We start from the raw sequence: 22,153 nt of genomic DNA on the forward strand, positions 1-22,153 counted from the left end.
TCTTTTATGATATAATATCCAAACTTTACTTAGCAGTCCTAATTATATATTGAGTCTCAGGTCACTCTTTCAAATATCAGCAATACATATGACTTTGAATAACTCGCTTCAGCTCATCGTTTTATGGGTAATTTAAAAAGTATATTTTTCAATGATTGTTTCATGCCTAATTAGTAAATTATCCACTCTTTGCGCGGGTCGTATGTTTATTTTCATCGTTTGTGGAAAGGTTTTACCGTTTGCAAATTGATGGCTAAGTCGATATATTTTTTCTTCTCAAATATTTTCCAAATCATTTAATCTTTTTAAAGATAAGAATTACTTTCTAATCAATCAAAGGATACTTCAAATTTCTTCATTCTTGATAATATGAGCAATACCCTGCAAAATGTTTAAACTTTATCATTGTAAAAAATATCGAAAGAAATCCCATATTACATTAGTATATATTTGGTATGGGATGAAATTGACTTTCGAAAACATTAACGATATAATGTCTGTAAACAAGAAATAATGAGGTAACGATTATGAATAAAACAGAATTACTGTTACAAAGACTAGATGATATTGGTCAGTCTCTAAAAGATTCTAGACAAGCACTAGCTTTGCTGGCACTTGGTTCTTGCGGAGTAGAAAGAGACCGATTGGATCAATACTCAGATTTGGATTTTTTTGTTATTGTAAAAGATGGCTACAAGCAGGCCTATATCCAGGATCTAACTTGGTTAAGTAATCTAGAACCAATTGCATTTCACTACCAAAATACAGTGGACGGACATAAAGTTCTATTTGAAGATGATGTTTTTTGTGAATTTGCTGTCTTTGAAGCTCATGAACTAGTAAACATTCCCTTCGCTGAAGGCAAGATTATCTGGAAGGAGGTCGGTTTTGATGAAACAATCTGCCGGCCACAAAGATTGCCATCAAAAGAAAATAGAGACCGCGAATGGCTGTTGGGAGAAATTTTATGCAACCTATATATAGGACTAGGTCGCTATCAACGAGGGGAAAAATTGGCTGCTTATGATTTCATCCAAAACAGATCCGTCAAGCTTTGGACCGAACTAATCAATTTGGAAAAAACTTCTAAATCTGATTTTATAGATATTTTTAACAGCAACAGAAGATTTGAAAAAGGTTATCCAAACGAGGCCAAACAATTGCCTCACTTTTTGCAAGGTTACGAACGAATTTCTGAATCTGCTCAGGCACTCCTAGAATATCTTGATAAACACTATCCTCTTAACGCATTTATAAAAGAAAAAATTCGTAATTTATTATAAAAGAGACTTTCCAAAAAATGATCTAAATCCCAAAAGCTAGGTATCTTTGTCAACTATAATGGATTAATGAAATTTTAAAACCTGTAGAGGATAATCAATGTCCTCTCCTTTCTTATATTCAGAGTGAGAAAGATTTATTTCTTAAAGTTGCCAAAGTTATCAAATCCAAAGATATTGTATTTGATTGGTTTGGTTTAATCAGAACCTAAAAAGCACTTCTAAGGTTACTTCTTTAGTTGATCTTAGAGGTTACTTTAGTTATTGGACTGCTGGGCGCAGTATGATATAATAGAAACATGAAATTAAAAACTACTTTTGGCCTTCTTGCTGGGCGTTCTTCCCACTTCGTTTTGAGCCGTCTTGGCCGTGGAAGTACGCTCCCAGGAAAACTTGCCCTTCAATTTGATAAAGATATTTTACAACATCTAGCTAAGAACTACGAGATTGTCGTGGTCACTGGAACCAACGGGAAAACCCTGACAACTGCCCTCACTGTCGGTATTTTAAAAGAGGTCTATGGTCAGGTTCTGACCAATCCTAGTGGTGCCAACATGATTACGGGGATTACGACAACCTTCTTGACTGCAAAATCTTCAAAAACTGGAAAAAATATTGCAGTCCTAGAAATTGACGAGGCCAGTCTATCTCGTATCTGTGACTACATCCATCCTAGTCTTTTTGTCATCACTAATATCTTCCGTGACCAGATGGACCGCTACGGTGAAATTTACACAACTTATAACATGATTTTGGATGCCATTCGTAAGGTGCCTACGGCTACTGTTCTCCTCAATGGTGACAGTCCACTTTTCTACAAGCCAGCTATTCCAAATCCTGTACAGTATTTTGGTTTTGATTTGGAAAAAGGACCTGCCAAACTGGCTCACTACAATACCGAAGGGATTCTCTGCCCTGACTGTCAAGGCATCCTCAAATATGAGCACAATACCTATGCCAACTTGGGGGCCTATATCTGTGAAAATTGTGGCTGCAAACGTCCTGACTTGGACTACTGTCTGACCGACTTGGTTGAATTGACTAACAATCGCTCTCGCTTTGTCATTGACGGCCAAGAATACGGCATCCAAATCGGTGGACTCTATAATATCTATAACGCTCTTGCTGCGGTTGCTATTGCCCGTTTCCTCGGTGCAGATTCGCAACGGATCAAGCAAGGATTTGACAAGAGCCGCGCTGTCTTTGGACGCCAGGAAACCTTCCATATCGGTGATAAGGAATGCATCCTTGTCTTGATTAAAAATCCTGTTGGCGCTACCCAAGCTATCGAGATGATCAAACTAGCTCCTTATCCATTTAGCCTTTCTGTCCTTCTCAACGCCAACTATGCTGATGGGATTGATACTAGCTGGATCTGGGATGCTGACTTTGAACAAATCACTGACATGGATATTCCTGAAATCAACGCTGGCGGTGTTCGTCATTCTGAAATCGCACGCCGTCTTCGAGTGACTGGCTATCCAGCTGAGAAAATCACTGAGACAAGCAGTCTGGAGCAAGTTCTCAAAACCATTGAGAACCAAGACTGCAAGCATGCCTATATCCTAGCAACCTATACTGCCATGCTGGAATTCCGTGAACTGCTGGCTAGTCGTCAGATTGTTAGAAAGGAGATGAACTAATGGTTTATACTTCACTTTCCTCAAAAGCTGGCAACTACCCTTATCAGCTCAACATCGCCCACCTCTATGGAAACCTCATGAATACCTACGGAGACAACGGCAACATCCTCATGCTCAAGTATGTGGCTGAAAAACTGGGAGCTCATGTAACAGTTGATATCGTTTCTCTCCATGATGACTTTGACGAAAATCACTACGACATCGCCTTTTTCGGTGGTGGTCAAGACTTTGAACAAAGTATCATCGCAGGCGACCTTCCTGCTAAAAAAGAGAGCATTGACAACTACATCCAAAACGACGGAGTAGTTCTAGCCATCTGTGGTGGTTTTCAACTTTTGGGGCAATATTATGTTGAGGCTTCAGGCAAACGTATCGAAGGGCTCGGTGTCATGGGCCACTACACCCTCAACCAGACCAATAACCGCTTTATCGGTGATATCAAAATTCACAATGAAGATTTCGATGAAACCTACTATGGCTTTGAAAATCACCAGGGCCGTACCTTCCTCTCAGATGACCAAAAACCGCTGGGACAGGTGGTCTATGGAAATGGAAACAACGAGGAAAAGGTCGGCGAAGGGGTTCATTATAAGAATGTCTTTGGTTCCTACTTCCACGGACCTATCCTCTCTCGTAATGCCAATCTAGCTTATCGCCTAGTCACTACTGCCCTCAAGAAAAAATACGGTCAGGATATCCAACTCCCTGCCTATGAAGACATTCTCAGTCAAGAAATCGCTGAAGAATACAGCGACGTGAAAAGCAAGGCAGACTTTTCTTAAACCAAGGAAAACCATATCAAAGAACTCCCCTATCTTGTCGGAGTTCTTTTTGCCTGTTCTTTTACCCTTCTCCCTTGCATTTTCTCTCTTTTTTTGCCAAAATAGAGGGGTAGAAAGAAGGTAGCATATGTCTAAATTACAACAAATCCTAACATATCTTGAATCAGAAAAACTAGACGTCGCTGTCGTATCTGACCCCGTCACTATCAATTACCTCACTGGTTTTTACAGTGACCCTCATGAACGCCAAATGTTCCTCTTTATTCTAGCGGATCAGGAACCTCTCCTCTTTGTCCCAGCCCTTGAGATTGAACGTGCAAGCAGCACTGTCTCTTTCCCAGTTGTAGGCTATGTGGATTCTGAAAATCCATGGCAAAAAATCAAAAACGCTTTGCCTCAACTTGACTTCAAACGTGTCGCTGTTGAGTTTGACAATCTCATCTTGACCAAATACCATGGTTTGAAAACTGTTTTTGAAACTGCTGAGTTTGAAAACCTCACTCCTCGCATCCAACGCATGCGCCTCATCAAATCAGCTGACGAAGTGCAAAAAATGATGGTTGCAGGTCTCTATGCTGATAAAGCTGTAAAAGTTGGTTTTGACAATATTTCTCTTGATAAAACTGAGACAGATATCATTGCCCAAATCGACTTTGCCATGAAAGGTGAAGGCTATGAAATGAGCTTTGATACCATGGTCTTGACTGGCGATAACGCTGCAAATCCACATGGAATTCCTGGTGCAAACAAAGTTGAAAAGGACGCCCTTCTCCTCTTTGACCTCGGTGTCATGGTTAATGGCTACGCCTCAGATATGACTCGTACGGTCGCTGTCGGTAAACCAGATCAATTCAAAAAAGATATCTACAACTTGACACTTGAAGCCCAACAAGCTGCCCTTGACTTCATCAAGCCAGGTGTGACTGCACATGAAGTGGACCGCGCTGCCCGTGAGGTCATCGAAAAAGCTGGTTATGGAGAATACTTTAACCACCGTCTCGGTCACGGTATCGGTATGGATGTCCACGAATTCCCATCTATCATGGAAGGAAATGACATGGTCATCGAAGAAGGCATGTGCTTCTCTGTTGAACCAGGTATCTATATCCCTGGTAAAGTCGGTGTCCGTATCGAAGACTGCGGTGTCGTCACTAAGGATGGTTTTGACCTCTTTACAAGCACCAGCAAAGATTTGCTTTATTTTGATTAAACCTAGACAAGCAAAAAGTCAGCTATTGAAGCTGACTTTTTTATTTTATCTTCTTGACGCTCTGAAAGACTACAAATCCCACAACCATCCCCAAGGTGTTTTGCAGGAAGTTTGGTAAGATTTCTGGTAGGGCTGCTGCCCAGCCATTCATCAAAGTTGAACCCAAGGCGTAGCCCCCTACCATGACAATCGTTGCCAAGATAAGTCCTAGCCACTGAGATTTCCCTTTAAATCCTGCGAAAAATCCCTGCAAGCCATGGTTGATCAAGCTAAAGAACATCCACTGAGGGTAGCCTGATAAGAGGTCAATCAAGAAACCTGCTAGACCTCCAACGACAGCTCCCTCTTTACTACCAAAGTAGAAGGCCGCAAAGAAGATACCCGCATCTAAGAGAGTTAGAATACCTGTTGGTGTCGGGATTTTTAAGAAATAACCTAGAACCACAGAAAGGGCTGTCAAAAGAGATACTAGGGCGATTTTAGTTGTTTTGGTTTGCTTCATATTGTCTTACTCCATATTGATCTGCTTGTGCAATAGCACGATAAACGAAAGCTTTCGAGCTCTCTACTGCTGGTAAAAGTTCATCCCCTTTAACCAAGTGACTGGCGATGCTTGAGGCAAAGGTACATCCTGCACCAGCATTTTGGCCTTGAATGACTGGGTTTTCTAGAACAGTGAAAGTTTGTCCATCATAAAAGACATCCACTGCCTTGTCCTGACTGAGGCGATTGCCTCCCTTGATAATAACTGCCGGCGCTCCTAAATCATGCAATTTCTGCGCTGCAGCTTTCATGTCTTCCAATGTTTTAATTTCCTGACCAGCCAATAATTCTGCTTCAGGAAGATTTGGCGTAATCACACTGACATGAGGGAAAAAGCGAATCAACTCTTGACAGAGTTCACTGACAGCTACATCGTGCGTTTCCTTGCAGACCAAGACAGGATCCAATACCACAGGCACTCCTGGACGTTGCTTGATAAAGTCCAAGGCCTTCTCAGCCACACTGACAGTAGGAAGAAGGCCAATCTTAATCCCTGCAAACTCGACATCACGTAAGCTATTCAACTCATGTTGGAAAATAGTATCATCCGTAGGGAAGACTTCAAAGCCCTTTTCTGTCAAGGCCGTCAAACAAGTGACAGCTACAAAGCCATGCAAGCCGTTTAAGGTATAGGTGGCAAGATCAGCTGACAAACCACCACCACTAAAAATATCATTCCCAGAAAGGGCTAAAATACGATTATTCTTCATAACGAATCTCCTTCAAATACAAACCATTTGGTGCCGCCGTTGGACCTGCTAGCTGCCTGTCCTTCTTCTCCAAAATCAAGTCAATCTGCTCAACTGGCATTCGATTATTTCCGATTTTGAGTAGCGTCCCCACCATATTGCGAATCTGCTTATACAAGAAACCATTCCCTGAAAAGGTAAAGGTCAAAAACTGCCCTGTCTCATCAACACTAAGACTGGCTTCTGTAATGGTCCGAACCTTGTCCTCTACACTGGTTCCAGACGCTGTAAACCCTGTGAAATCATGGGTTCCTTCTAATTTCTTGACAGCCTCCTGCATCCGCTCCACGTCGAGCGGATAAGGAAAGTGAGTGGCATAGTGACGTCGCATCGGATTTTTAGGACGCCCCCTATCTACTATAAACTCATAGGTCTTGCTATGTTTTACATAACGGCAATGAAAATCATCCGCCACAATCTCAATCGAAATCACATCGATATCTTCTGGTGACTGGGTATCCAGAGCAAAACGGAGTTTTTCCTCATCCATCTGATAGGTCAGATCAAAATGAATGACCTGTCCCAGAGCATGGACCCCACTATCCGTCCTACCAGCACCGTGAACAGTGATGGCTTGCCCCTTATTGAGTCTCGTTAAGGTTTTTTCGATTTCCTCTTGAACGCTCCGCGCATGAGGCTGGCGCTGAAAACCAGCAAAGGCATAACCATCATAGGAAATGATTGCTTTATATCTTGTCATAACTTCTATTTTATCAGGAAATAAAAGTGTAAACAAGTTTAAAAACCAATAATTGTCTGGGTACAAAATTCCTAGAAAGAAAAACTTAGGAAATTAATCCTAAGCTTTCTTTTGAAGTGCGTACATAACAAAGATAGAAGTGACAATCAACCAACATCCTAAAATGGTGAAGACCAACATACCGTTTTGAGTCACCAAGCCAATCGCCCCAAGAATGAAAGGTGTCGTAAAGGCTCCAAAGCTGCATCCTAGCACTGCAAAAGATGTTGCCTGATTAAGGAGCTTGGCTGGGATTCTTTCAGAAAGAAGTTGAAAGACAGTGGTCAAGGCCACACTGTAAGAAAAACCTGCCACAACACTTCCAACTACCATCACACCCAATGACGGAGACAAGGCAATCACAATTTGCCCCAATCCAAAGGTGATACCTGACCAAAGGAGCAACCTTTCTTTAAACAGAGAGATAAAGAAAGAAAAACTCACACCTGCCAAGATACCAATCAACTGCATGATACTTAAAACCAAGCTCGATAACTGGGCATCCCCTAGACCTCTTTCCACCATCAGACTAGGAATACGAATGGTGATAGCTGTATTGGTGCAGACAACAACTGCTGCTTCGATAGCCAATAGAAAAATCAAGCCTTTCATCTTTCCTGTCAAACGAGTCGTTTCGGCCTCTCTTTTCTTGACTTCTTTTTTTTCTTTCCCATAAGGGACAAAGAGCAAATAAAGGATCAAAACTAAAAATCCAGCGCTATAAGCCAAGAAAGTCACTGTCCATCCCAAGGATAAGAGTTGACCAACCACTAGAGTCAAAATCGATGCCCCGACAACTTCTGCTGATCCGCGGAGACCCAGCATCTGAATCCGTGTCTTTCCATGATAGCGTTCACTGATGATGGAAATGGCCTTGGCATTGATCATTCCAACGCCCAAGCCAAATAAAATTCGCATCGCAAAGACAAAGTTGTAATCCTGATACCAGAAGGGAGCTGTTCCACCGATAGAGAGGATGAGAAGCCCTAGACTAATCTGAAGGCGCTCAGGAAACAAACGCTCCAAAACACCATTTAAGACCAGCATGATCATAATTCCAAAAGAAGGAAGACTAACGAGAAGCTCAATTTGTTCTTTGGGATAGCCTTGATAGTAGTCAAACATGGCTGGCAGAGCACTTGATATGGAAAAGGAGGTAATCAAAACGAGGGAGAGGGCCAAGATACTAGCCCGTTCTAAATATTGTTTCATGAATTTTCTTTCTATATATTTCTCACTGTTGATCCTTTTAAAAGGAAGATGGCAAGAAAAGAAGGAGCCCGATTGAACTAGAGACTCCGTTCTAACTTTCCTAATAGGAAGACTATTTTCGCTTGATTTGCTTGATCAGGTAAAAGATAAAGCCTGCAACCATATAGGCCGCAAAAATGATCAAACACCATTTGATAACCACGTCCCAACCCTTGTTCACATTTAAAAAGAAATAAGGGAAGGGATTGTCCTTGGAATTCGGAATATTGAGTTTTAAGACCAGGCCGTTAAACAAGGCAAAAATCATATAAACCAAGGGCAAGATGGTCCACAAGACTGGATCCCAGATTTTGTATTGACCCCGTTTATCAAAGAAGAGGGTGTCGGCTAAAAACCAGAGTGGAACGATATAGTGGCAAAGGAAATTTTCCACTCGGTAAAAGTCTGTCGCAATCGGAGCAAGCATAAAATGGTAAATCACACAGGTAATCATGATACTCATGGTAACACCACCCTTGAGACGAAGCAAGGTCGGACTTTGCCAATTTTCACCTGAACGGCTCATCACACGGAGCAGATAGCCTGTGAAAATCGTTACCAAAAGATTGGACAATACTGTGTAGTACAGGAGCATTCCAAAGCCACCGTGCTTGGTAATCTCTAAATAAACTCCTGTAAATGCCGCTAAGAACAAGAGCACACGACTATAAAAGATAAATTTGTAATTCAGTTTCATGGCTAGATTTTCTTAACAAACTCTGACTTGAGTTTCATAGCTCCAAAACCATCAATCTTACAATCAATATTGTGGTCACCTTCTACGATACGGATATTTTTAACACGAGTTCCTTGTTTCAAATCCTTTGGCGCACCTTTTACTTTCAAGTCCTTGATGAGGGTTACAGTATCACCATCAGCCAATTTATTTCCATTGGCATCGATAGCAACAAGACCTTCTTCTACTTCTGCAACTTCAGCAGGGTTCCATTCATAGGCACACTCTGGGCAGACCAAAAGACTTCCGTCTTCGTAGACATATTCTGAATTACATTTTGGGCAATTTGGTAAGTTGTTCATAAGTCCTCCTTAAAATATCAATTATTCTTTAAAATTCATATATTATTGAACAGCAACTATTATACCGTAAAATCCTACTTTTGACAATGTGTCCGAAGTCCAGCAGACAAAAAAAGTCATGCACCTTTTTACAGTTACCTGACTTTTAAAAGATGATTGGTCATGGGCACTTATCAAGCACCTCATGATAAAAGGGGTAGCAACTATATCTTACAAACCAGGAGCTTGTCCAAGTTCTGCTGTAAGCATCCAGACTGTTTTCTCAAGCTCAGCCTTAGCCCCAACAAAGATATCGTTTGTAACATCATCGCCTTCTTCGTCAGTTACATCCAAAGCTTTTTGGAAAAGAGTGATGAGGTAGCGATAAATAGCTAGAACACGTTCCAAGCTTTCTTCAACGTTACGGAATTCTCCTTCTTCTTCTTCGATTTCACTGTGTTGAAGGAACTCTGTCAAAGTTGAGTAAGGTTTGCCACCAAGGGTAATCAAACGTTCGCTAATTTCGTCAAGATAGCCATCAAGGCTATCCATGTATTCATCCATTTTTGGATGCCATACGAGGAAACCACGACCACGCATATACCAGTGAACTTGGTGAAGGGCAATGTGAGCCACATACAAGTCCGCTACTGCTTGGTTCAATACTTCCTTTGTTTTTGCCAATGCTACTGGCGCTGCTTTAGATAATGTTGTTACGTCTTTTACTGCTTCTTTTTTCAATTCAACCATTTTTCTTACCTCGTAAATATTATTTTTGTAACCAATTTATTGATTACTACCTAAGTATACTACTCCTGGTATACAAAAGCAAGGGAATTAACTCATATTAAAAAAGTTGTAATAGACTGATAATTTAAGAATAGTCTAGACAGTTTTGATTAGCTGGATTGTCCAGACTTACTTGAAAATTGGCTTTGGTACAAGTCATAATAAAAGCCTTTTGCTTGGAGCAAGCTTTCATGATTTCCCTGCTCAATAATCTGTCCATCCTTAAGAACGAGAATCTTATCTGCTTCTTGAATAGTAGAGAGACGGTGAGCGATGACAAAGCTGGTTCTTCCCTTCATCAAGCGTTTCATGGCTTTTTGAATCAAGAGTTCCAAACGGGTGTCAACAGAGGAAGTCGCTTCATCCAGAATGAGAATTTTAGGATTGGCTAGGAGAGCACGCGCGATGGTCAAGAGTTGTTTTTGCCCGAGGGAAATATTGCTTGACTCTTGGTTCATCTCCATGTTGTAACCACCAGGAAGAGTTCGGATAAAGTGGTCTACATTTGCTGCTTTAGCTGCTTCTATTATTTCCTCGTCACTGGCATCGAGATTTCCAAAACGTAGGTTTTCTTTGATTGTCCCTTCAAAAAGCCAAGCATCCTGCAAGACCATCCCAAACTGACGGCGGTAGTCTTGTCGTGACAACTGACGAATATCCTGCCCGTCAACCAAGATTGCGCCTGCTGTGACATCGTAAAAGCGCATAAGCAGATTGATCAAGGTCGTCTTACCAGCTCCAGTAGGACCAACAATCGCCACCATCTCTCCTGGTTGAACTTCCAGATTAAAGTCTCGTATCAATGGTTTGTTTTCAACATACTGGAAATCAACATGTTGGAAGGTCACCTGACCTGTTAAGGGTTCAAGGATTTCGAGTTCTTCTCCCTTGACTTCCTCTGTCTCATCCAAGATGTCGAAGATGCGGTCTAACGAAGACTTGGCGCTTTGCATTTGACCCGCAAGTTGTGTGATGTTTTGGATAGGCTGACTGACCTGCCAAACGTACTGAACAAAGGCCTGCATATTCCCCACTGTCAAACGACCCGCAATCACTTGCAAACCACCAAGAACCGCAACGATCAGATAGGTCAAGTCCGATACAGCATGAAGGGCTGGCATCATGAGTCCAGAGATAAAGCTAGCTTTAAAACCAACACGTTGGAGGTTGTCTGTAATCTTAGAAAATTCTTTATGAGAAGTTTCCTCACGACCATAGAGTTTCAAAACATTAAAACCTGTGAGATTTTCCTGCACATAGCCATTCATCCGTCCTAAAATAGCTGCCTGTTCTTTAAAATAAGGCTGAGAACGTTTCAGGATACTTCTGGCACCAAAATAAGTCACTGGGATGGATAGAATCACCACTATAGCCAGTTGAAAGTTCAGGTATAAAACCATTCCCATGACGAGGACAATCGTCAAAACAGCATTGACAATTTGAAGAAAAGACTGTTGAAGAGCATTAGACACTGTCTCAACGTCACTAGTAAAGCGTCCCAATAAATCACCAAACTGGTGTTTGTCAAAGAAAGATACTGGGATACGATTGAGCTTTTCAGTCATTTCATTTCGCAGATCCTGAGTCATAGACTGGACCGCATTGGTCATGAAATAGTTGGAATAATAAGACCCAAGTTCATATAAGAGACCTCTAAAGAGGTAAATGATTAAAACAGTTCCGATGTAGCCAGTATTGATATGAGCGCCTGCAAGACCATTAGCCATATCTAAGAGATTCTTTGTCAACTCCGTAATGGCTAACCCCAATACAAAAGGCTCCAAGACACTCATGACTACGCTTAAAACTTTTAGAAAGACGGCAAAGAAGACAGAAAAACGGTAGGCTTTTAAATAGCTCCACAAACGAGCCAAACTAGATTGTGTTTTCATATTTCCTCCTATTCTTCTGTTAGAGATGCATTTTTCAACTGCGACTCAGCAATTTCACGATAGATGTCATTGGTTTCCATCAATTCCTCATGTCGACCGCGACCCACGATTTCTCCCTTATCAAGAACGATAATCTGGTCCGCATCCATGATGGTTCCGACACGTTGAGCGACAATTAAAACTGTAGCATTTTGAGTGACTTCCTTGAGACGACGGCGTAAAATAGCATCCGTACGATAATCCAAGGCTGAGAAAGAATCGTCAAAAATATAGATATCAGGATTCTTTATAACCGCTCGGGCAATTGAGAGACGTTGCTTCTGTCCTCCAGAAAGATTGCTTCCGCCTTCAGCTAGATGAGTCGCAAAGCCTTCTTCTCGGCTTTCGATAAAATCTTTGGCTTGCGCCACGTCCGCTGCCTGATGTAGGTCTTTGTGACTAGCATCCTCCTTCCCATAGCGGATATTTTCAGCGATAGTTCCGGTAAAGAGCAAGGCCTTCTGCGGGATAAAACCAATCTTTTGACGGAGAGACTTGAGGCGATAATCTCTCACATCGATACCATCAACTTTGATTTTCCCAAGCGTGACATCGTAAAAACGAGGAATTAATTGCACAAGAGAGGACTTGCCTGATCCAGTCGATCCGATAAAGGCAATAGTTTCACCCGGTTTAGCGCTGAAAGAAATGTTATGCAAAACAGGATTTTCCGTCTCGCCAGGATAGGCAAAGGTGACATTTTCAAATTCCAAATAGCCGTGAGTTTCAGTTTCTCTGATACCTCCTTCATTTGGATCAATGGAAATCGGCATGTCCATGACTTCTTTCAACCGTTCACTCGAAACGGCTGTACGAGGATACATGGTGAAGAGATTGGATAGGAAAAGGAAGGACAAGAGGGCGTGGAAACTATATTCGATAAAGGCTACTAGGTCCCCAATTTGCAAGCTTCCTTGTTTGATAGGGTCCAGAGCAAACCAGACAATAGCTACAATCATGGCAATGATAATCTGAACAAACAAGGGTTCCGTCAAACCGGTTAGTTTAAACAGACGATTGGAATTGGCTGCATAGACTGCATTTTGTCCTGCAAAGCGTTCCTCTTGAAACTCCTCACGGGCAAAGGCACGAATGACACGGAGTCCCATTAGATTTTCCCTGGCATATTGGTTTATCTTATCTAAGGTAGCTTGCTGTTTCTCTGATAATGGTCGAGTCTTGACCGCTACATAAATGACCACCACAGCCAAGAAAGGTACTGCAAAGGCCACTATCCAGGCTAATGACGGACTGGTTAGGAAGATCATTAAGATACTAGACAGCATCATCATGGGAGTGATGACACCCAGTTTTAAGGTCTGTTCTGCAAATTGCATGAGAACAAAGGCATCACTGGTAATACGAGTAACCAGTGAAGACACTCCAATCTTTTCATACTCATGATGAGAATACTCTTGTAATTTGGCATAGAGATCATCTCTCATATCCTTGACCATATTGGTCGTCAGCTTACTAGCAGCATAAGCCAAGACTATACGCCCCAAGGTTCCACATAGGATAATCACCAGCATAATTGCAGCCCAAACATACAATTGCTGTTCATTCCCTTTATTCACACCTTCATCAATCATCCGAGCCAGAACAGTTGGCAATCCAAGATTGACGACAACAAAGAAAACTGCTCCAAAGAAATCCATGAATAACCACTTGGGATATTTTTTCAAATAAGACCAAATATAGAGCATAACTCCCCCTTTCATAACCTTTTGATACAGAAAAGAGCGCGCATCCGCACGCCTTTCCTTCCCTAAGGAACTTCCCTAGTCGGAAAAATTCCTCTTTCACAAGAATACTCCAAGTAAAAACAAGACAGGCAGTCAAAGTTACCTGATACTTTTGACTGTCTGTCTGGAAAAAACTAGATTATTTTACAAAGTCAAGCAATGCCAAGAAGCTTTCAGCTTCAAGTGACGCACCACCAACAAGGGCACCGTCAACGTCTGGGCAAGCCATGTATGAAGCAACGTTCTCAGGTTTAACTGAACCACCGTATTGAACACGAACTTTGTCCGCAACTTCTTGACCAAAGTCAGCAGCTACAACGTCACGAACAACTTTACACATTTTTTGTGCGTCGTCTTGTGAAGCTGATTTACCAGTACCGATAGCCCAGATTGGCTCATAAGCGATAACTGATGCAGCAACTTGTTCAGCTGTCAATCCAGCCAATGCAGCAGATACTTGAGCACCTACGAATTCAGCAGCTTTACCAGCTTCGTAAGTTTCAAGTGACTCACCACAACAGATGATTGGAAGCATACCGTTCGCAAAGATTGCTTTTGCTTTTTTATTGATATCTTCGTCAGTTTCATGGAAGTAGTCACGACGTTCTGAGTGACCAATAACAACGTAGTCAGTACCGATTTCTTTCAAAACTTGTGGGCTAGTTTCACCAGTGAAAGCACCTACATTTTCAAAGTAGCAGTTTTGAGCAGCAACTTTAAGGTTTGAACCTTTAGCAGCAGCAAGAACAGCTGTCAAATCAACTGCAGGAGCTGCGATACCTGCTTCAACAAGGTCTGATGAAGGAAGTTTTGATGCAACGGCTTCAACGAATGCTTTTGCTTCTTCTGGATTTTTGTTCATTTTCCAGTTACCAGCGATAAATGGTTTACGTGACATTTCACATACCTCTTTTTTCATTTTATTTTCTATTATTTTATCATATTTATAAGGAGCTTGCAAACCTTACTCTAATTTTCAAGATTTTTCAAGCGGCTACTCTTGCCACAAATTCATGGCATCAAGGAAATCAGCCGAAGCCTGAACTTGTTTAGGATTGTTTGCTTCTCTCTCTGCTCGTTTGGCCTCCACCTGAGCCACAGACTGGATACCTTCATGACGCCAGTTTCGTAGAATTGCCTGAATATATTTCCAGTTTGGCTTGCCATTGAGAACGGCCTCTCGGAGAGCTTCCTTGATCAAATCCGTCTTAACTCCATCTTCTTTGACAGTCTTGGAAAGATCTTCGATTTCAAATGGCGTTAACAAGCGACCCAATTCCTGCTGAAAAGTTTCAACCAGATCTTTCAACTGATTCTGCGGGTTTGGGGCAATTGTAGCTGGAGTTTGGCTGTCTAGCAAGTTATCCAAGCGTTCAAAAGCCAAACTAGCATCAAAAATCAGCTCAATTTCCCCATTTAGTTCAATGGTCCGATATTGTAGCAAACCATTTTCAGTCAAATTTGAAATAGATTGGTTGACATCTGCCACCTCTTTCCCAATGATTTCAGCAATCTGACTAGGCGAAACATCTCCTAAGGCTGTGGTATTTTGTAAATAGAAAAATTGCCAGACGAGAAAATCCTCGCTGGAAGGAAAGAGTTCCTTAAAATGCAAGAGAAGGGCACTTGGTAAAACCAAGTTCCCTGATTTAAAAGCGTCAAAATATGTCATAATTCCTCTTATAGATATCCAAATGCAGCCGCATCATCCTCTAGCTTTCTCCAGTCAAAAGGGGTTTCTTGATAAACTGCATAGTTTACCCAATTGCTGAAAAAGAGGGCAGCTGATGAAGACCAACAGAGACAGGGCGTCTCATTTACATCATCATTTTTAAAGTAGTTCTCTGGGATATGAGGGTCGAGTCCCGCCTCATAATCACGAAAATACTCTCTTGCCAAAGTGTCACGATCGTACTCCAAATGACCAAAACTATAAATCTCACGCAAATCTCGACTAGCCAGGATAGAAACCCCAACCTCAGGTCCTTCTGACAGAATCTCCAGATTGGTCTTGTTTAAGATTTCTTCTTTTAAAATCTCAGTATGACGAGAATGAGGAGCTACATAGCGATCATCAAAACCTCTAAAAAGAAGGTGCCCTTCTTTTAAGGTGTCCTGTGGATAAATTCCTGATAGTTTCCGATCCATCTGGTGCTTCTCAACGCCATAGCGAACATAAAGACCTGCTTGCGCTCCCCAACAGATATGGAGGGTTGAAAAAACATGCGTCTTGGACCATTCGATGACCTGCTTGAATTCTTCCCAGTAATCTACCTCCTCAAAAGGCAAATGCTCCACTGGTGCTCCTGTGATAATCATTCCATCAAAAAAGTCATCCTTGACCTCTGGAAAGGTCTTATAGAAGGTTTCCATATGTTCGGCACGAGTTGTCTTGGAACGATGTGTTTCCATATATAAGAAATCAATATCTAATTGCAAAGGGGTATTAGCCAAATGCCGTAAGAGTTGCGTTTCTGTTACCATTTTTTGAGGCATGAGATTTAAAATCAAAATCTTCAAGGGGCGAATATCCTGATGAGCGGCCCGTTGGTCGTCCATAACAAAGATATTTTCTGTCCTTAAAATCTCCACAGCTGGTAATTTTTTATCAATTCGAATCGGCATAATACCCTCCTAACAGTTCTCTATTTCGGGAATGATGTTGTCTGTTTGAAAGTAAAAACCTCCAAATACTTCTTCCCTTTATTATACTGTATGAAGATATAGTTTTCAATTATAGTTTTTCTCTAACTAGCTATAGTTAATTTATATAGCAAAAGAAGAGAAAACAGCCCCAAGGACTGTTTTTCATTAATAATGCATAAGTACCTTGTAATCGTAATCTCCGATTTTTTCACGGCCTTTAAGCTCATCCAGCTCAATCAAGAAAGCACAACCGGCTACAACTCCACCAAGTCTTTCAATCATCTCAATTGTTGCCTTGACAGTTCCACCTGTTGCCAAAAGATCATCTACGATGAGAACGCGTTGACCTGGCTTAATCGCATCCGCGTGCATGGTCAAGGTATCAATACCATACTCTTTTTCATAGTCAGCAGAAATGACTTCACGTGGCAATTTCCCTGGTTTACGAACAGGTGCAAAGCCAATTCCCAACTCAAAAGCAACTGGGCAGCCAACAATAAATCCGCGAGCCTCTGGACCCACGATCATGTCGATCTTTTTGTCCGTTGCATACTGAACGATTTCACGAACAGCGTAGCTATAAGCATTCCCATCTGCCATCAAAGGGCTGATATCACGGAAGGTAATACCTTCCTTAGGATAATTTTCAATCGTTGCGATATAATCTTTTAAATTCATCTTTTTCTTTCTTTCAAAGTTTTTACTCTCTATTATACCATATTTTCTGTGAAAGAAGAAATAGAAGATTTTTATTTGCTAATCCAAGATTTCGTCCTGCTGATTTAAGATTCAAGTTTTAATCCAACCACTGAATATAGGCTGTTTTATCTTCACTATTATAACCTGCTCCCTTATAAAAATTCTGAGTACTTGCATTTTTAGAACCTGTCAGGAGCATCATCTTATAACAATTTTCCTCTTTAGCTATTTGTTTAGCATATTCAAGACAGGCACTTGCATACCCTTTCCCTCTATCTTCTTCTCGGGTCACCACATTTTCTATCAAAACATAGGGTCTCACACCTCTTGTCAAATTGGGAATAATGACACAAATACAGGAGGAGACTATTCTTCCTTCCACCTCTTTCACGATAACATGATGGCGCTGGTCAGAAATCATCTCACTCCATACTTGCTGCAAATGAAGACTATCTTCTGGGATTTCTTTCTCATGTAAGGACAGGTAGAGATTTAATAACTCAAATAAATCCTCCTGTACAGCTTCTCTCAACAATTTTATTTCCTCCAATCCTTTGTTAATAGATTTGAATAAAAAAACTCTGACCGAAGCCAGAGATTCTAGTTAATTAAAGTGAGTTCACGTCAACCTTGATACCAACACCTTGAGTAGTTGTGATTGTCAAGTTTGTTACGTAAGTTCCTTTAGCTGTAGCTGGTTTTGCTTTTTGGATTGTTTCGTTGAAAGCTTTAAAGTTTTCAACCAATTTTTCAGCTTCAAATGATACTTTACCGATGATTGCTTGAACGTTACCTGCACGGTCAGCACGGTAAGTGATTTTACCACCTTTAGACTCTTCAACTGCTTTAGCAACATCCATTGTTACAGTACCAGTTTTAGGGTTTGGCATCAAGTTACGTGGTCCAAGGACACGTCCTAGACGTCCAACAAGAGCCATCATGTCAGGTGTAGCGATAACTACGTCGAAGTCTAACCAACCGTCGTTGATTTTCGCAACAAGGTCATCTTCACCAACAAAGTCTGCACCAGCAGCTTTTGCTTCTTCAGCTTTTGCACCACGTGCGAAAACAAGAACGCGTGAAGTTTTACCAGTACCGTTTGGCAATACCATTGCTCCACGGATTTGTTGGTCAGCTTTTTTAACGTCGATGTTCAAGTTGTAAGCAACTTCTACAGTTGCGTCAAATTTTGCAAAGTTAGTTTCTTTTGCAAGTGCTACAGCTTCTTCTACGCTGTACGCTTTTGTGCTGTCGATTTTCTCAAGTGCAGCACGAAGTTGTTTGCTTTTTTTAGCCATTTTCTATTCTCCTTGTAAGTGGTTCAATCGATTTTCATCTCCCACGTCACTTCTCGAAATGATGAAGTCTTGCGGGTTATATTGGGGGTGTTATTGATTAGTCAACAACAGTGAATCCCATAGAACGAGCAGTACCTTCGATCATACGCATTGCAGACTCAATGTTTGCTGCGTTCAAATCTGGCATCTTAGTTTCTGCAATTTCTTGTACTTGTGCACGAGTAACTGTAGCAACTTTAGTTTTGTTAGGTGTACCTGATCCTTTTTCAACACCTGCAGCTTTTTTCAAAAGAACAGCAGCTGGTGGTGTTTTTGTAACGAAAGTAAATGATTTGTCTTCGTATACTGAGATAACAACTGGAATGATCATACCAGCTTGGTCAGCTGTACGAGCGTTGAACTCTTTTGTGAATCCCATGATGTTGATACCAGCTTGACCAAGAGCAGGTCCAACTGGTGGAGCTGGTGTAGCTTTACCAGCAGGGATTTGCAATTTTACAAGTTTTTCGACTTTTTTAGCCATTTTTAAATCCTCCTTTGTGGTTTTGGCGGTAATTAAAGATTTTTACCTCCCACAAGTATGCTTTACACATACCCATCTATTATACACTATTTATCTAAAAATGCAAGAGAAAAATTACTTTTTTAATCGACGTAATCTCCGCCTTCAAAGCCATAGTACTCTTCCAAACTAAGGCCACTTGCAGCAATTTCTTTGGCTTCTTTTCCAACGTAGCGGAGATGCCATTCTTCTGCCATGTAGCCAGTCTCTTTTTCCTTGCCTTTGAGATAGCGCACAACAAAGCCATAGTCAGCTGCATGATCCAAGAGCCACTGGGCTGCCTTCTCCTCTGTCACCAATTCTCCATTAGTCCCGATCAAATCAAAAGCAAGACCTGTTTGGTGTTCACTATAACCTGGTCGAGCTGAGTAGCGATCAGCTGCTTCCTTACCGTCTTGATTGACATAGTCTTGATAAAGTTTGGTTTGAGTTTCATAACTTCTAAAACCACTGTAATGATCGCTGATTGGGTAGCCAGCTGCTTGCATGGCTGCAATGAGTTTGACCAACTCTGCTTTAGCTGTTGGATTTTCTCCTGGATTGTAGTCTTTTGACAAAGGATAGTGCTTATTGGCTACGACGATTTCATCATATTTCCCTTGGATACTATAGTGGTCTCCCTTATTCACAACTTCTGCTTTTTTCTGACTAGAAGCTTGGGATTTACTTCCTACAGTTCCCTCAGGTTGACTGCTTTGCTCCGTCTTTTGAGTGTTTTCTTCATTTTTAGGTTTTTCTTGAGCACATGCTGCTAGGGTTACTGCTAGCAAACTAGATAAAACGATGTATCTTTTCTTCATTTTTTCTTCCTCTCTTAGACCAAATGCTTCTCTAGTTCATCGGATAAGGCTTTAATCATCTCTTCCAGTTCAGGCGATTGTACTTGGCAATCTTCTGCCGCCATTTCTTCCCATGGCACCCACCAGACTGGACCACGGCCATTAAGTCCATGACCCTTCATATCACCTGACCGTCTTGGAAAGAGGTGCCAGTGAGCATGGGCATCTCCATTTCCTAGAAGTTCAATGTTCATCTTTTCAGCTTTAAACGTTTTGGCAACAGCTTCTTGGACCAAACTCATTTCCTCTAAAAAACGCAGTTTTTCAGAAGTCTCCATATGGTGAAGTTCTGTGACATGCTCTTTTGCTAAAAACAAGGTATAGCCCTTAAAGTATTGGTGGTCTCCAATGACAACATAGCCTGTTTCTAGTTCTTTTACAAAGTAGGGATTTTCCCCTGCCTTGATCCATTCAATTCTTTGACAAATCAAGCACATATTAGTCTACCAATGCACTCTTGAGATAAACATCAACCATACGCTCAGTCGCCACTACTGAATCAATGTGTGTTCGTTCGTAAGAGTGACTGGACTCAATACCCGCTCCAAGGAGGGCATGTTTGACCTCTGCTCCTGCGGACATGGCTGCGGAAGCATCCGAACCATAAAATGGATAGATATCTAGCTTAAATGGAATATCTTGCTCCTTTGCTAAAGCCACTAAATGTTGACGAAAGTCATAGTGATAAGGACCTGAAGCATCCTTGACACAGATAGACACTGTGTACTCATCCGTCTGCTGGTCATCGCCCATAGCTCCCATATCGACAGCTAGATATTCCACTACCTGAGCTGGAATATTGGAGTTGGCACCGTGGCCCACCTCTTCAAAGACTGAAAAAACAAAATGAGTTGTTACTGGCAATTCAATCTTCTCTTCCTTATAAGTACGAAGAAGATTGAGTAAAATCGCTGCACTGACTTTATCGTCCAAATGGCGAGACTTGATAAAACCAGTCTCTGTCACGACAGTACGTGAATCAAAGCTGATAAAATCACCGACCTCGATGCCCAAGGCACGCGTTTCTTTTTCATTGGTCACTTTTTCATCCAAACGCACTTCCATATTGTCCTGCGTACGTTCTGCAGTTCCTGCATCCTTGTAGACATGGCAAGAAGTTTGATGGATGAGGATGGTTCCAGATACCTTTTTACCTGTGCTAGCCACATGGACTGTACAGTTTTCTCCCTCAATCATGTTCCAAGGAAAACCACCGATACGATCCAATTTGAGACGGCCATCCGGTTTGACTGCACGAACAATAGCACCCAGCGTATCCACATGGGCAGTCACATAGCGTTGTTGTTCATCATTTTGACCTTTAATGGTCACATTGACACCACCCTTGGCTGTACGAACTGGCTGGTAGCCAAGTTTCTCTAAAGTATGGACTAGATAATCTGAGATCTCACGAGTAAAGCCTGTTGGAGATGCAATAGCGGTTAGTTCTTTGATATAGTTTATAGTCTGATTCATTTCTTCACCTCTTTCCTACCATTATAACATTTTTCTAGTCAGACTCCTTCTCAAAAGGAAAAAAACTGTGTTTAGTTGCTTTCAATATAGATTCATGTTATAATACAAATACTTTGATTACGAAAGGAAATTGTATGAAAACTTACTTTAAAACATCACTTGCCCTTGCTGCTGCTTTGCTCATTCTAATGGGGTGCTCTAAACAAGTATCAGCACCTACTAGTAACAGTGCCAAAGAAGATAAAACTGCTCAGTCAAGCGAGACCAAGCAAAGCACTGAACAATCTTCTGAGAAGAAAGAAACAGCCAAGACACATACTTTTGTCAATAAAAGCAATCCTGGAATCACTTCTACCTTGGTTTATACTGTAGAAGGCGACAATGTTACCAAGCAAACCGCTCAGAATGTTGCAGATCCTGAAATCCTTGGTGCAACTCCAGAAGATGTCAAGAGTTTTATCGAAGAAAAGTACAAAGGTTATAATGGACTCAAAGGTGTTAAACAAACCATTGAAATCAAAGATGGAAAAGTTGTTCAAGATCTCGAAGTTGATTTCTCAACTGCAAGCCTTGACGAACTTAGAAAAGCACTCCCTGAAGAATATTCTGGTATCGGAAATCGTGTAAGTTTTTCAAGCTCTAAAAAAGCACTAGAGAAAATGGGATTCACTGAAAAGACGAACTAATCTCCTAAAATTTTATATAGACTAGTGTAGGACCACCCCAAAAGTTAGACACAGCTCTAACTCTTGGGGTATTTTACTATATCCCTAACCGATGAGTCTAATAGACTCCTCCCGATTCCATAAAAAATGCATTTGAAACTTTATCCCCTTTTCAATCCATACGATAAAAGACCTTTGAAACAGATAGAGACAAAACTTTAATCGTCAGACTAGTTTCTATTCGTTGTCATGTCAAGTCATATGAAAGGATAGGTCAAGTTGATTTTGA

24 protein-coding genes are annotated in these 22,153 nt (G+C 41.3%); 5 read left to right on the plus strand and 19 right to left on the minus strand.

Annotated features, from left to right (window positions below; genetic code table 11):
* The first annotated feature begins 527 nt into the window (after nucleotides 1-527).
* From K1I97_RS09105 to K1I97_RS09120, 4 genes are all read left to right on the plus strand, one after another.
* Complete coding sequence (locus K1I97_RS09105; protein WP_095726185.1) at nucleotides 528-1,283, plus strand: hypothetical protein; 756 nt, start codon at nucleotides 528-530, stop codon at nucleotides 1,281-1,283.
* Nucleotides 1,284-1,579: 296 nt separating this feature from the next.
* Nucleotides 1,580-2,923 (plus strand): lipid II isoglutaminyl synthase subunit MurT, encoded by a 1,344-nt coding sequence (gene murT, locus K1I97_RS09110; protein WP_223332241.1) that lies wholly within the window; start codon nucleotides 1,580-1,582, stop codon nucleotides 2,921-2,923.
* Nucleotides 2,923-3,705: a lipid II isoglutaminyl synthase subunit GatD gene (gene gatD / locus K1I97_RS09115; protein ID WP_125413446.1), complete on the plus strand. Its 783-nt coding sequence runs from the start codon at nucleotides 2,923-2,925 to the stop codon at nucleotides 3,703-3,705. The genes murT and gatD overlap by 1 nt, the downstream gene beginning before the upstream one ends.
* Nucleotides 3,706-3,832: 127 nt before the next feature.
* The gene (locus K1I97_RS09120) at nucleotides 3,833-4,915 is read left to right on the plus strand and encodes a M24 family metallopeptidase (RefSeq protein ID WP_223332242.1); all 1,083 of its coding nucleotides are present in this window, start codon (nucleotides 3,833-3,835) and stop codon (nucleotides 4,913-4,915) included.
* A gap of 40 nt (nucleotides 4,916-4,955) precedes the next feature.
* Here the strand turns inward: K1I97_RS09120 and K1I97_RS09125 are convergent, their stop codons facing one another.
* The 19 genes from K1I97_RS09125 to K1I97_RS09215 form a co-directional block, all read right to left on the minus strand.
* A complete protein-coding gene (locus tag K1I97_RS09125; RefSeq protein WP_223332243.1) occupies nucleotides 4,956-5,417 on the minus strand; it encodes an ECF transporter S component in 462 nt (153 codons plus the stop codon).
* Nucleotides 5,395-6,168 carry a bifunctional hydroxymethylpyrimidine kinase/phosphomethylpyrimidine kinase gene (locus K1I97_RS09130; protein WP_223332244.1) on the minus strand — a complete coding sequence of 258 codons (774 nt, stop codon included), beginning with the start codon at nucleotides 6,166-6,168 and terminating at the stop codon, nucleotides 5,395-5,397. Before K1I97_RS09130 ends, K1I97_RS09125 begins: the two co-directional genes overlap by 23 nt.
* Entirely contained in the window at nucleotides 6,158-6,907 is a 750-nt protein-coding gene (gene truA / locus K1I97_RS09135) for a tRNA pseudouridine(38-40) synthase TruA (protein WP_223332245.1), read from the minus strand. Before truA ends, K1I97_RS09130 begins: the two co-directional genes overlap by 11 nt.
* 99 nt (nucleotides 6,908-7,006) lie before the next feature.
* A complete protein-coding gene (locus tag K1I97_RS09140) occupies nucleotides 7,007-8,158 on the minus strand; it encodes an MFS transporter (RefSeq protein WP_223332246.1) in 1,152 nt (383 codons plus the stop codon).
* 112 nt (nucleotides 8,159-8,270) lie between these two features.
* Nucleotides 8,271-8,894 (minus strand): Pr6Pr family membrane protein, encoded by a 624-nt coding sequence (locus tag K1I97_RS09145; RefSeq protein WP_000775204.1) that lies wholly within the window; start codon nucleotides 8,892-8,894, stop codon nucleotides 8,271-8,273.
* Nucleotides 8,895-8,896: 2 nt separating this feature from the next.
* Nucleotides 8,897-9,235: a zinc ribbon domain-containing protein YjdM gene (locus K1I97_RS09150; protein ID WP_001061599.1), complete on the minus strand. Its 339-nt coding sequence runs from the start codon at nucleotides 9,233-9,235 to the stop codon at nucleotides 8,897-8,899.
* A 210-nt stretch (nucleotides 9,236-9,445) separates the two neighbouring features.
* On the minus strand, nucleotides 9,446-9,964 hold the full coding sequence (locus K1I97_RS09155; protein WP_084971555.1) for a Dps family protein: 519 nt from the start codon (nucleotides 9,962-9,964) through the stop codon (nucleotides 9,446-9,448).
* A gap of 149 nt (nucleotides 9,965-10,113) precedes the next feature.
* Nucleotides 10,114-11,895 (minus strand): ABC transporter ATP-binding protein, encoded by a 1,782-nt coding sequence (locus K1I97_RS09160; protein ID WP_223332247.1) that lies wholly within the window; start codon nucleotides 11,893-11,895, stop codon nucleotides 10,114-10,116.
* Between the two features lie 8 nt (nucleotides 11,896-11,903).
* Nucleotides 11,904-13,640: an ABC transporter ATP-binding protein gene (locus K1I97_RS09165; protein WP_223332248.1), complete on the minus strand. Its 1,737-nt coding sequence runs from the start codon at nucleotides 13,638-13,640 to the stop codon at nucleotides 11,904-11,906.
* A 178-nt stretch (nucleotides 13,641-13,818) separates the two neighbouring features.
* Nucleotides 13,819-14,577: a triose-phosphate isomerase gene (tpiA, locus tag K1I97_RS09170; protein WP_223332249.1), complete on the minus strand. Its 759-nt coding sequence runs from the start codon at nucleotides 14,575-14,577 to the stop codon at nucleotides 13,819-13,821.
* 96 nt (nucleotides 14,578-14,673) lie between these two features.
* Entirely contained in the window at nucleotides 14,674-15,351 is a 678-nt protein-coding gene (locus K1I97_RS09175; protein ID WP_223332250.1) for a DnaD domain-containing protein, read from the minus strand.
* An 8-nt stretch (nucleotides 15,352-15,359) separates the two neighbouring features.
* On the minus strand, nucleotides 15,360-16,304 hold the full coding sequence (gene metA / locus K1I97_RS09180) for a homoserine O-acetyltransferase MetA (RefSeq protein ID WP_223332251.1): 945 nt from the start codon (nucleotides 16,302-16,304) through the stop codon (nucleotides 15,360-15,362).
* Nucleotides 16,305-16,490: 186 nt separating this feature from the next.
* The gene (locus tag K1I97_RS09185; protein ID WP_001049316.1) at nucleotides 16,491-17,003 is read right to left on the minus strand and encodes an adenine phosphoribosyltransferase; all 513 of its coding nucleotides are present in this window, start codon (nucleotides 17,001-17,003) and stop codon (nucleotides 16,491-16,493) included.
* 118 nt (nucleotides 17,004-17,121) lie between these two features.
* Nucleotides 17,122-17,559 carry a GNAT family N-acetyltransferase gene (locus tag K1I97_RS09190; RefSeq protein ID WP_223332252.1) on the minus strand — a complete coding sequence of 146 codons (438 nt, stop codon included), beginning with the start codon at nucleotides 17,557-17,559 and terminating at the stop codon, nucleotides 17,122-17,124.
* Between the two features lie 73 nt (nucleotides 17,560-17,632).
* Nucleotides 17,633-18,322 carry a 50S ribosomal protein L1 gene (gene rplA / locus K1I97_RS09195; RefSeq protein ID WP_001085675.1) on the minus strand — a complete coding sequence of 230 codons (690 nt, stop codon included), beginning with the start codon at nucleotides 18,320-18,322 and terminating at the stop codon, nucleotides 17,633-17,635.
* Nucleotides 18,323-18,419: 97 nt separating this feature from the next.
* The gene (gene rplK / locus K1I97_RS09200; protein WP_001085808.1) at nucleotides 18,420-18,845 is read right to left on the minus strand and encodes a 50S ribosomal protein L11; all 426 of its coding nucleotides are present in this window, start codon (nucleotides 18,843-18,845) and stop codon (nucleotides 18,420-18,422) included.
* Nucleotides 18,846-18,967: 122 nt separating this feature from the next.
* On the minus strand, nucleotides 18,968-19,684 hold the full coding sequence (gene ldcB, locus K1I97_RS09205) for an LD-carboxypeptidase LdcB/DacB (RefSeq protein WP_223332253.1): 717 nt from the start codon (nucleotides 19,682-19,684) through the stop codon (nucleotides 18,968-18,970).
* 14 nt (nucleotides 19,685-19,698) lie between these two features.
* Entirely contained in the window at nucleotides 19,699-20,160 is a 462-nt protein-coding gene (locus K1I97_RS09210) for an HIT family protein (protein WP_223332254.1), read from the minus strand.
* A 1-nt stretch (nucleotide 20,161) separates the two neighbouring features.
* Nucleotides 20,162-21,199 (minus strand): M42 family metallopeptidase, encoded by a 1,038-nt coding sequence (locus tag K1I97_RS09215; RefSeq protein ID WP_223332255.1) that lies wholly within the window; start codon nucleotides 21,197-21,199, stop codon nucleotides 20,162-20,164.
* Between the two features lie 134 nt (nucleotides 21,200-21,333).
* On the opposite strand from K1I97_RS09215, the gene K1I97_RS09220 reads away from it, so the two are divergent.
* Complete coding sequence (locus K1I97_RS09220; RefSeq protein WP_223332256.1) at nucleotides 21,334-21,885, plus strand: DUF1307 domain-containing protein; 552 nt, start codon at nucleotides 21,334-21,336, stop codon at nucleotides 21,883-21,885.
* The last annotated feature ends 268 nt before the right edge of the window (nucleotides 21,886-22,153 follow it).

Origin of the sequence: Streptococcus oralis (assembly GCF_019929345.1) — a bacterium.
Taxonomy (GTDB): domain Bacteria; phylum Bacillota; class Bacilli; order Lactobacillales; family Streptococcaceae; genus Streptococcus.

Excerpts from the sequence above, each read along its gene's own strand:
- K1I97_RS09105 (WP_095726185.1), top strand. The coding sequence starts at position 528 with ATGAATAAAACAGAATTACTGTTACAAAGACTAGATGATATTGGTCAG.
- murT (WP_223332241.1), top strand. The coding sequence starts at position 1,580 with ATGAAATTAAAAACTACTTTTGGCCTTCTTGCTGGGCGTTCTTCCCAC.
- gatD (WP_125413446.1), top strand. The coding sequence starts at position 2,923 with ATGGTTTATACTTCACTTTCCTCAAAAGCTGGCAACTACCCTTATCAG.
- K1I97_RS09120 (WP_223332242.1), top strand. The coding sequence starts at position 3,833 with ATGTCTAAATTACAACAAATCCTAACATATCTTGAATCAGAAAAACTA.
- K1I97_RS09125 (WP_223332243.1), bottom strand. The coding sequence starts at position 5,417 with ATGAAGCAAACCAAAACAACTAAAATCGCCCTAGTATCTCTTTTGACA.
- K1I97_RS09130 (WP_223332244.1), bottom strand. The coding sequence starts at position 6,168 with ATGAAGAATAATCGTATTTTAGCCCTTTCTGGGAATGATATTTTTAGT.
- truA (WP_223332245.1), bottom strand. The coding sequence starts at position 6,907 with ATGACAAGATATAAAGCAATCATTTCCTATGATGGTTATGCCTTTGCT.
- K1I97_RS09140 (WP_223332246.1), bottom strand. The coding sequence starts at position 8,158 with ATGAAACAATATTTAGAACGGGCTAGTATCTTGGCCCTCTCCCTCGTT.
- K1I97_RS09145 (WP_000775204.1), bottom strand. The coding sequence starts at position 8,894 with ATGAAACTGAATTACAAATTTATCTTTTATAGTCGTGTGCTCTTGTTC.
- K1I97_RS09150 (WP_001061599.1), bottom strand. The coding sequence starts at position 9,235 with ATGAACAACTTACCAAATTGCCCAAAATGTAATTCAGAATATGTCTAC.
- K1I97_RS09155 (WP_084971555.1), bottom strand. The coding sequence starts at position 9,964 with ATGGTTGAATTGAAAAAAGAAGCAGTAAAAGACGTAACAACATTATCT.
- K1I97_RS09160 (WP_223332247.1), bottom strand. The coding sequence starts at position 11,895 with ATGAAAACACAATCTAGTTTGGCTCGTTTGTGGAGCTATTTAAAAGCC.
- K1I97_RS09165 (WP_223332248.1), bottom strand. The coding sequence starts at position 13,640 with ATGCTCTATATTTGGTCTTATTTGAAAAAATATCCCAAGTGGTTATTC.
- tpiA (WP_223332249.1), bottom strand. The coding sequence starts at position 14,577 with ATGTCACGTAAACCATTTATCGCTGGTAACTGGAAAATGAACAAAAAT.
- K1I97_RS09175 (WP_223332250.1), bottom strand. The coding sequence starts at position 15,351 with ATGACATATTTTGACGCTTTTAAATCAGGGAACTTGGTTTTACCAAGT.
- metA (WP_223332251.1), bottom strand. The coding sequence starts at position 16,304 with ATGCCGATTCGAATTGATAAAAAATTACCAGCTGTGGAGATTTTAAGG.
- K1I97_RS09185 (WP_001049316.1), bottom strand. The coding sequence starts at position 17,003 with ATGAATTTAAAAGATTATATCGCAACGATTGAAAATTATCCTAAGGAA.
- rplA (WP_001085675.1), bottom strand. The coding sequence starts at position 18,322 with ATGGCTAAAAAAAGCAAACAACTTCGTGCTGCACTTGAGAAAATCGAC.
- rplK (WP_001085808.1), bottom strand. The coding sequence starts at position 18,845 with ATGGCTAAAAAAGTCGAAAAACTTGTAAAATTGCAAATCCCTGCTGGT.
- ldcB (WP_223332253.1), bottom strand. The coding sequence starts at position 19,684 with ATGAAGAAAAGATACATCGTTTTATCTAGTTTGCTAGCAGTAACCCTA.
- K1I97_RS09210 (WP_223332254.1), bottom strand. The coding sequence starts at position 20,160 with ATGTGCTTGATTTGTCAAAGAATTGAATGGATCAAGGCAGGGGAAAAT.
- K1I97_RS09215 (WP_223332255.1), bottom strand. The coding sequence starts at position 21,199 with ATGAATCAGACTATAAACTATATCAAAGAACTAACCGCTATTGCATCT.
- K1I97_RS09220 (WP_223332256.1), top strand. The coding sequence starts at position 21,334 with ATGAAAACTTACTTTAAAACATCACTTGCCCTTGCTGCTGCTTTGCTC.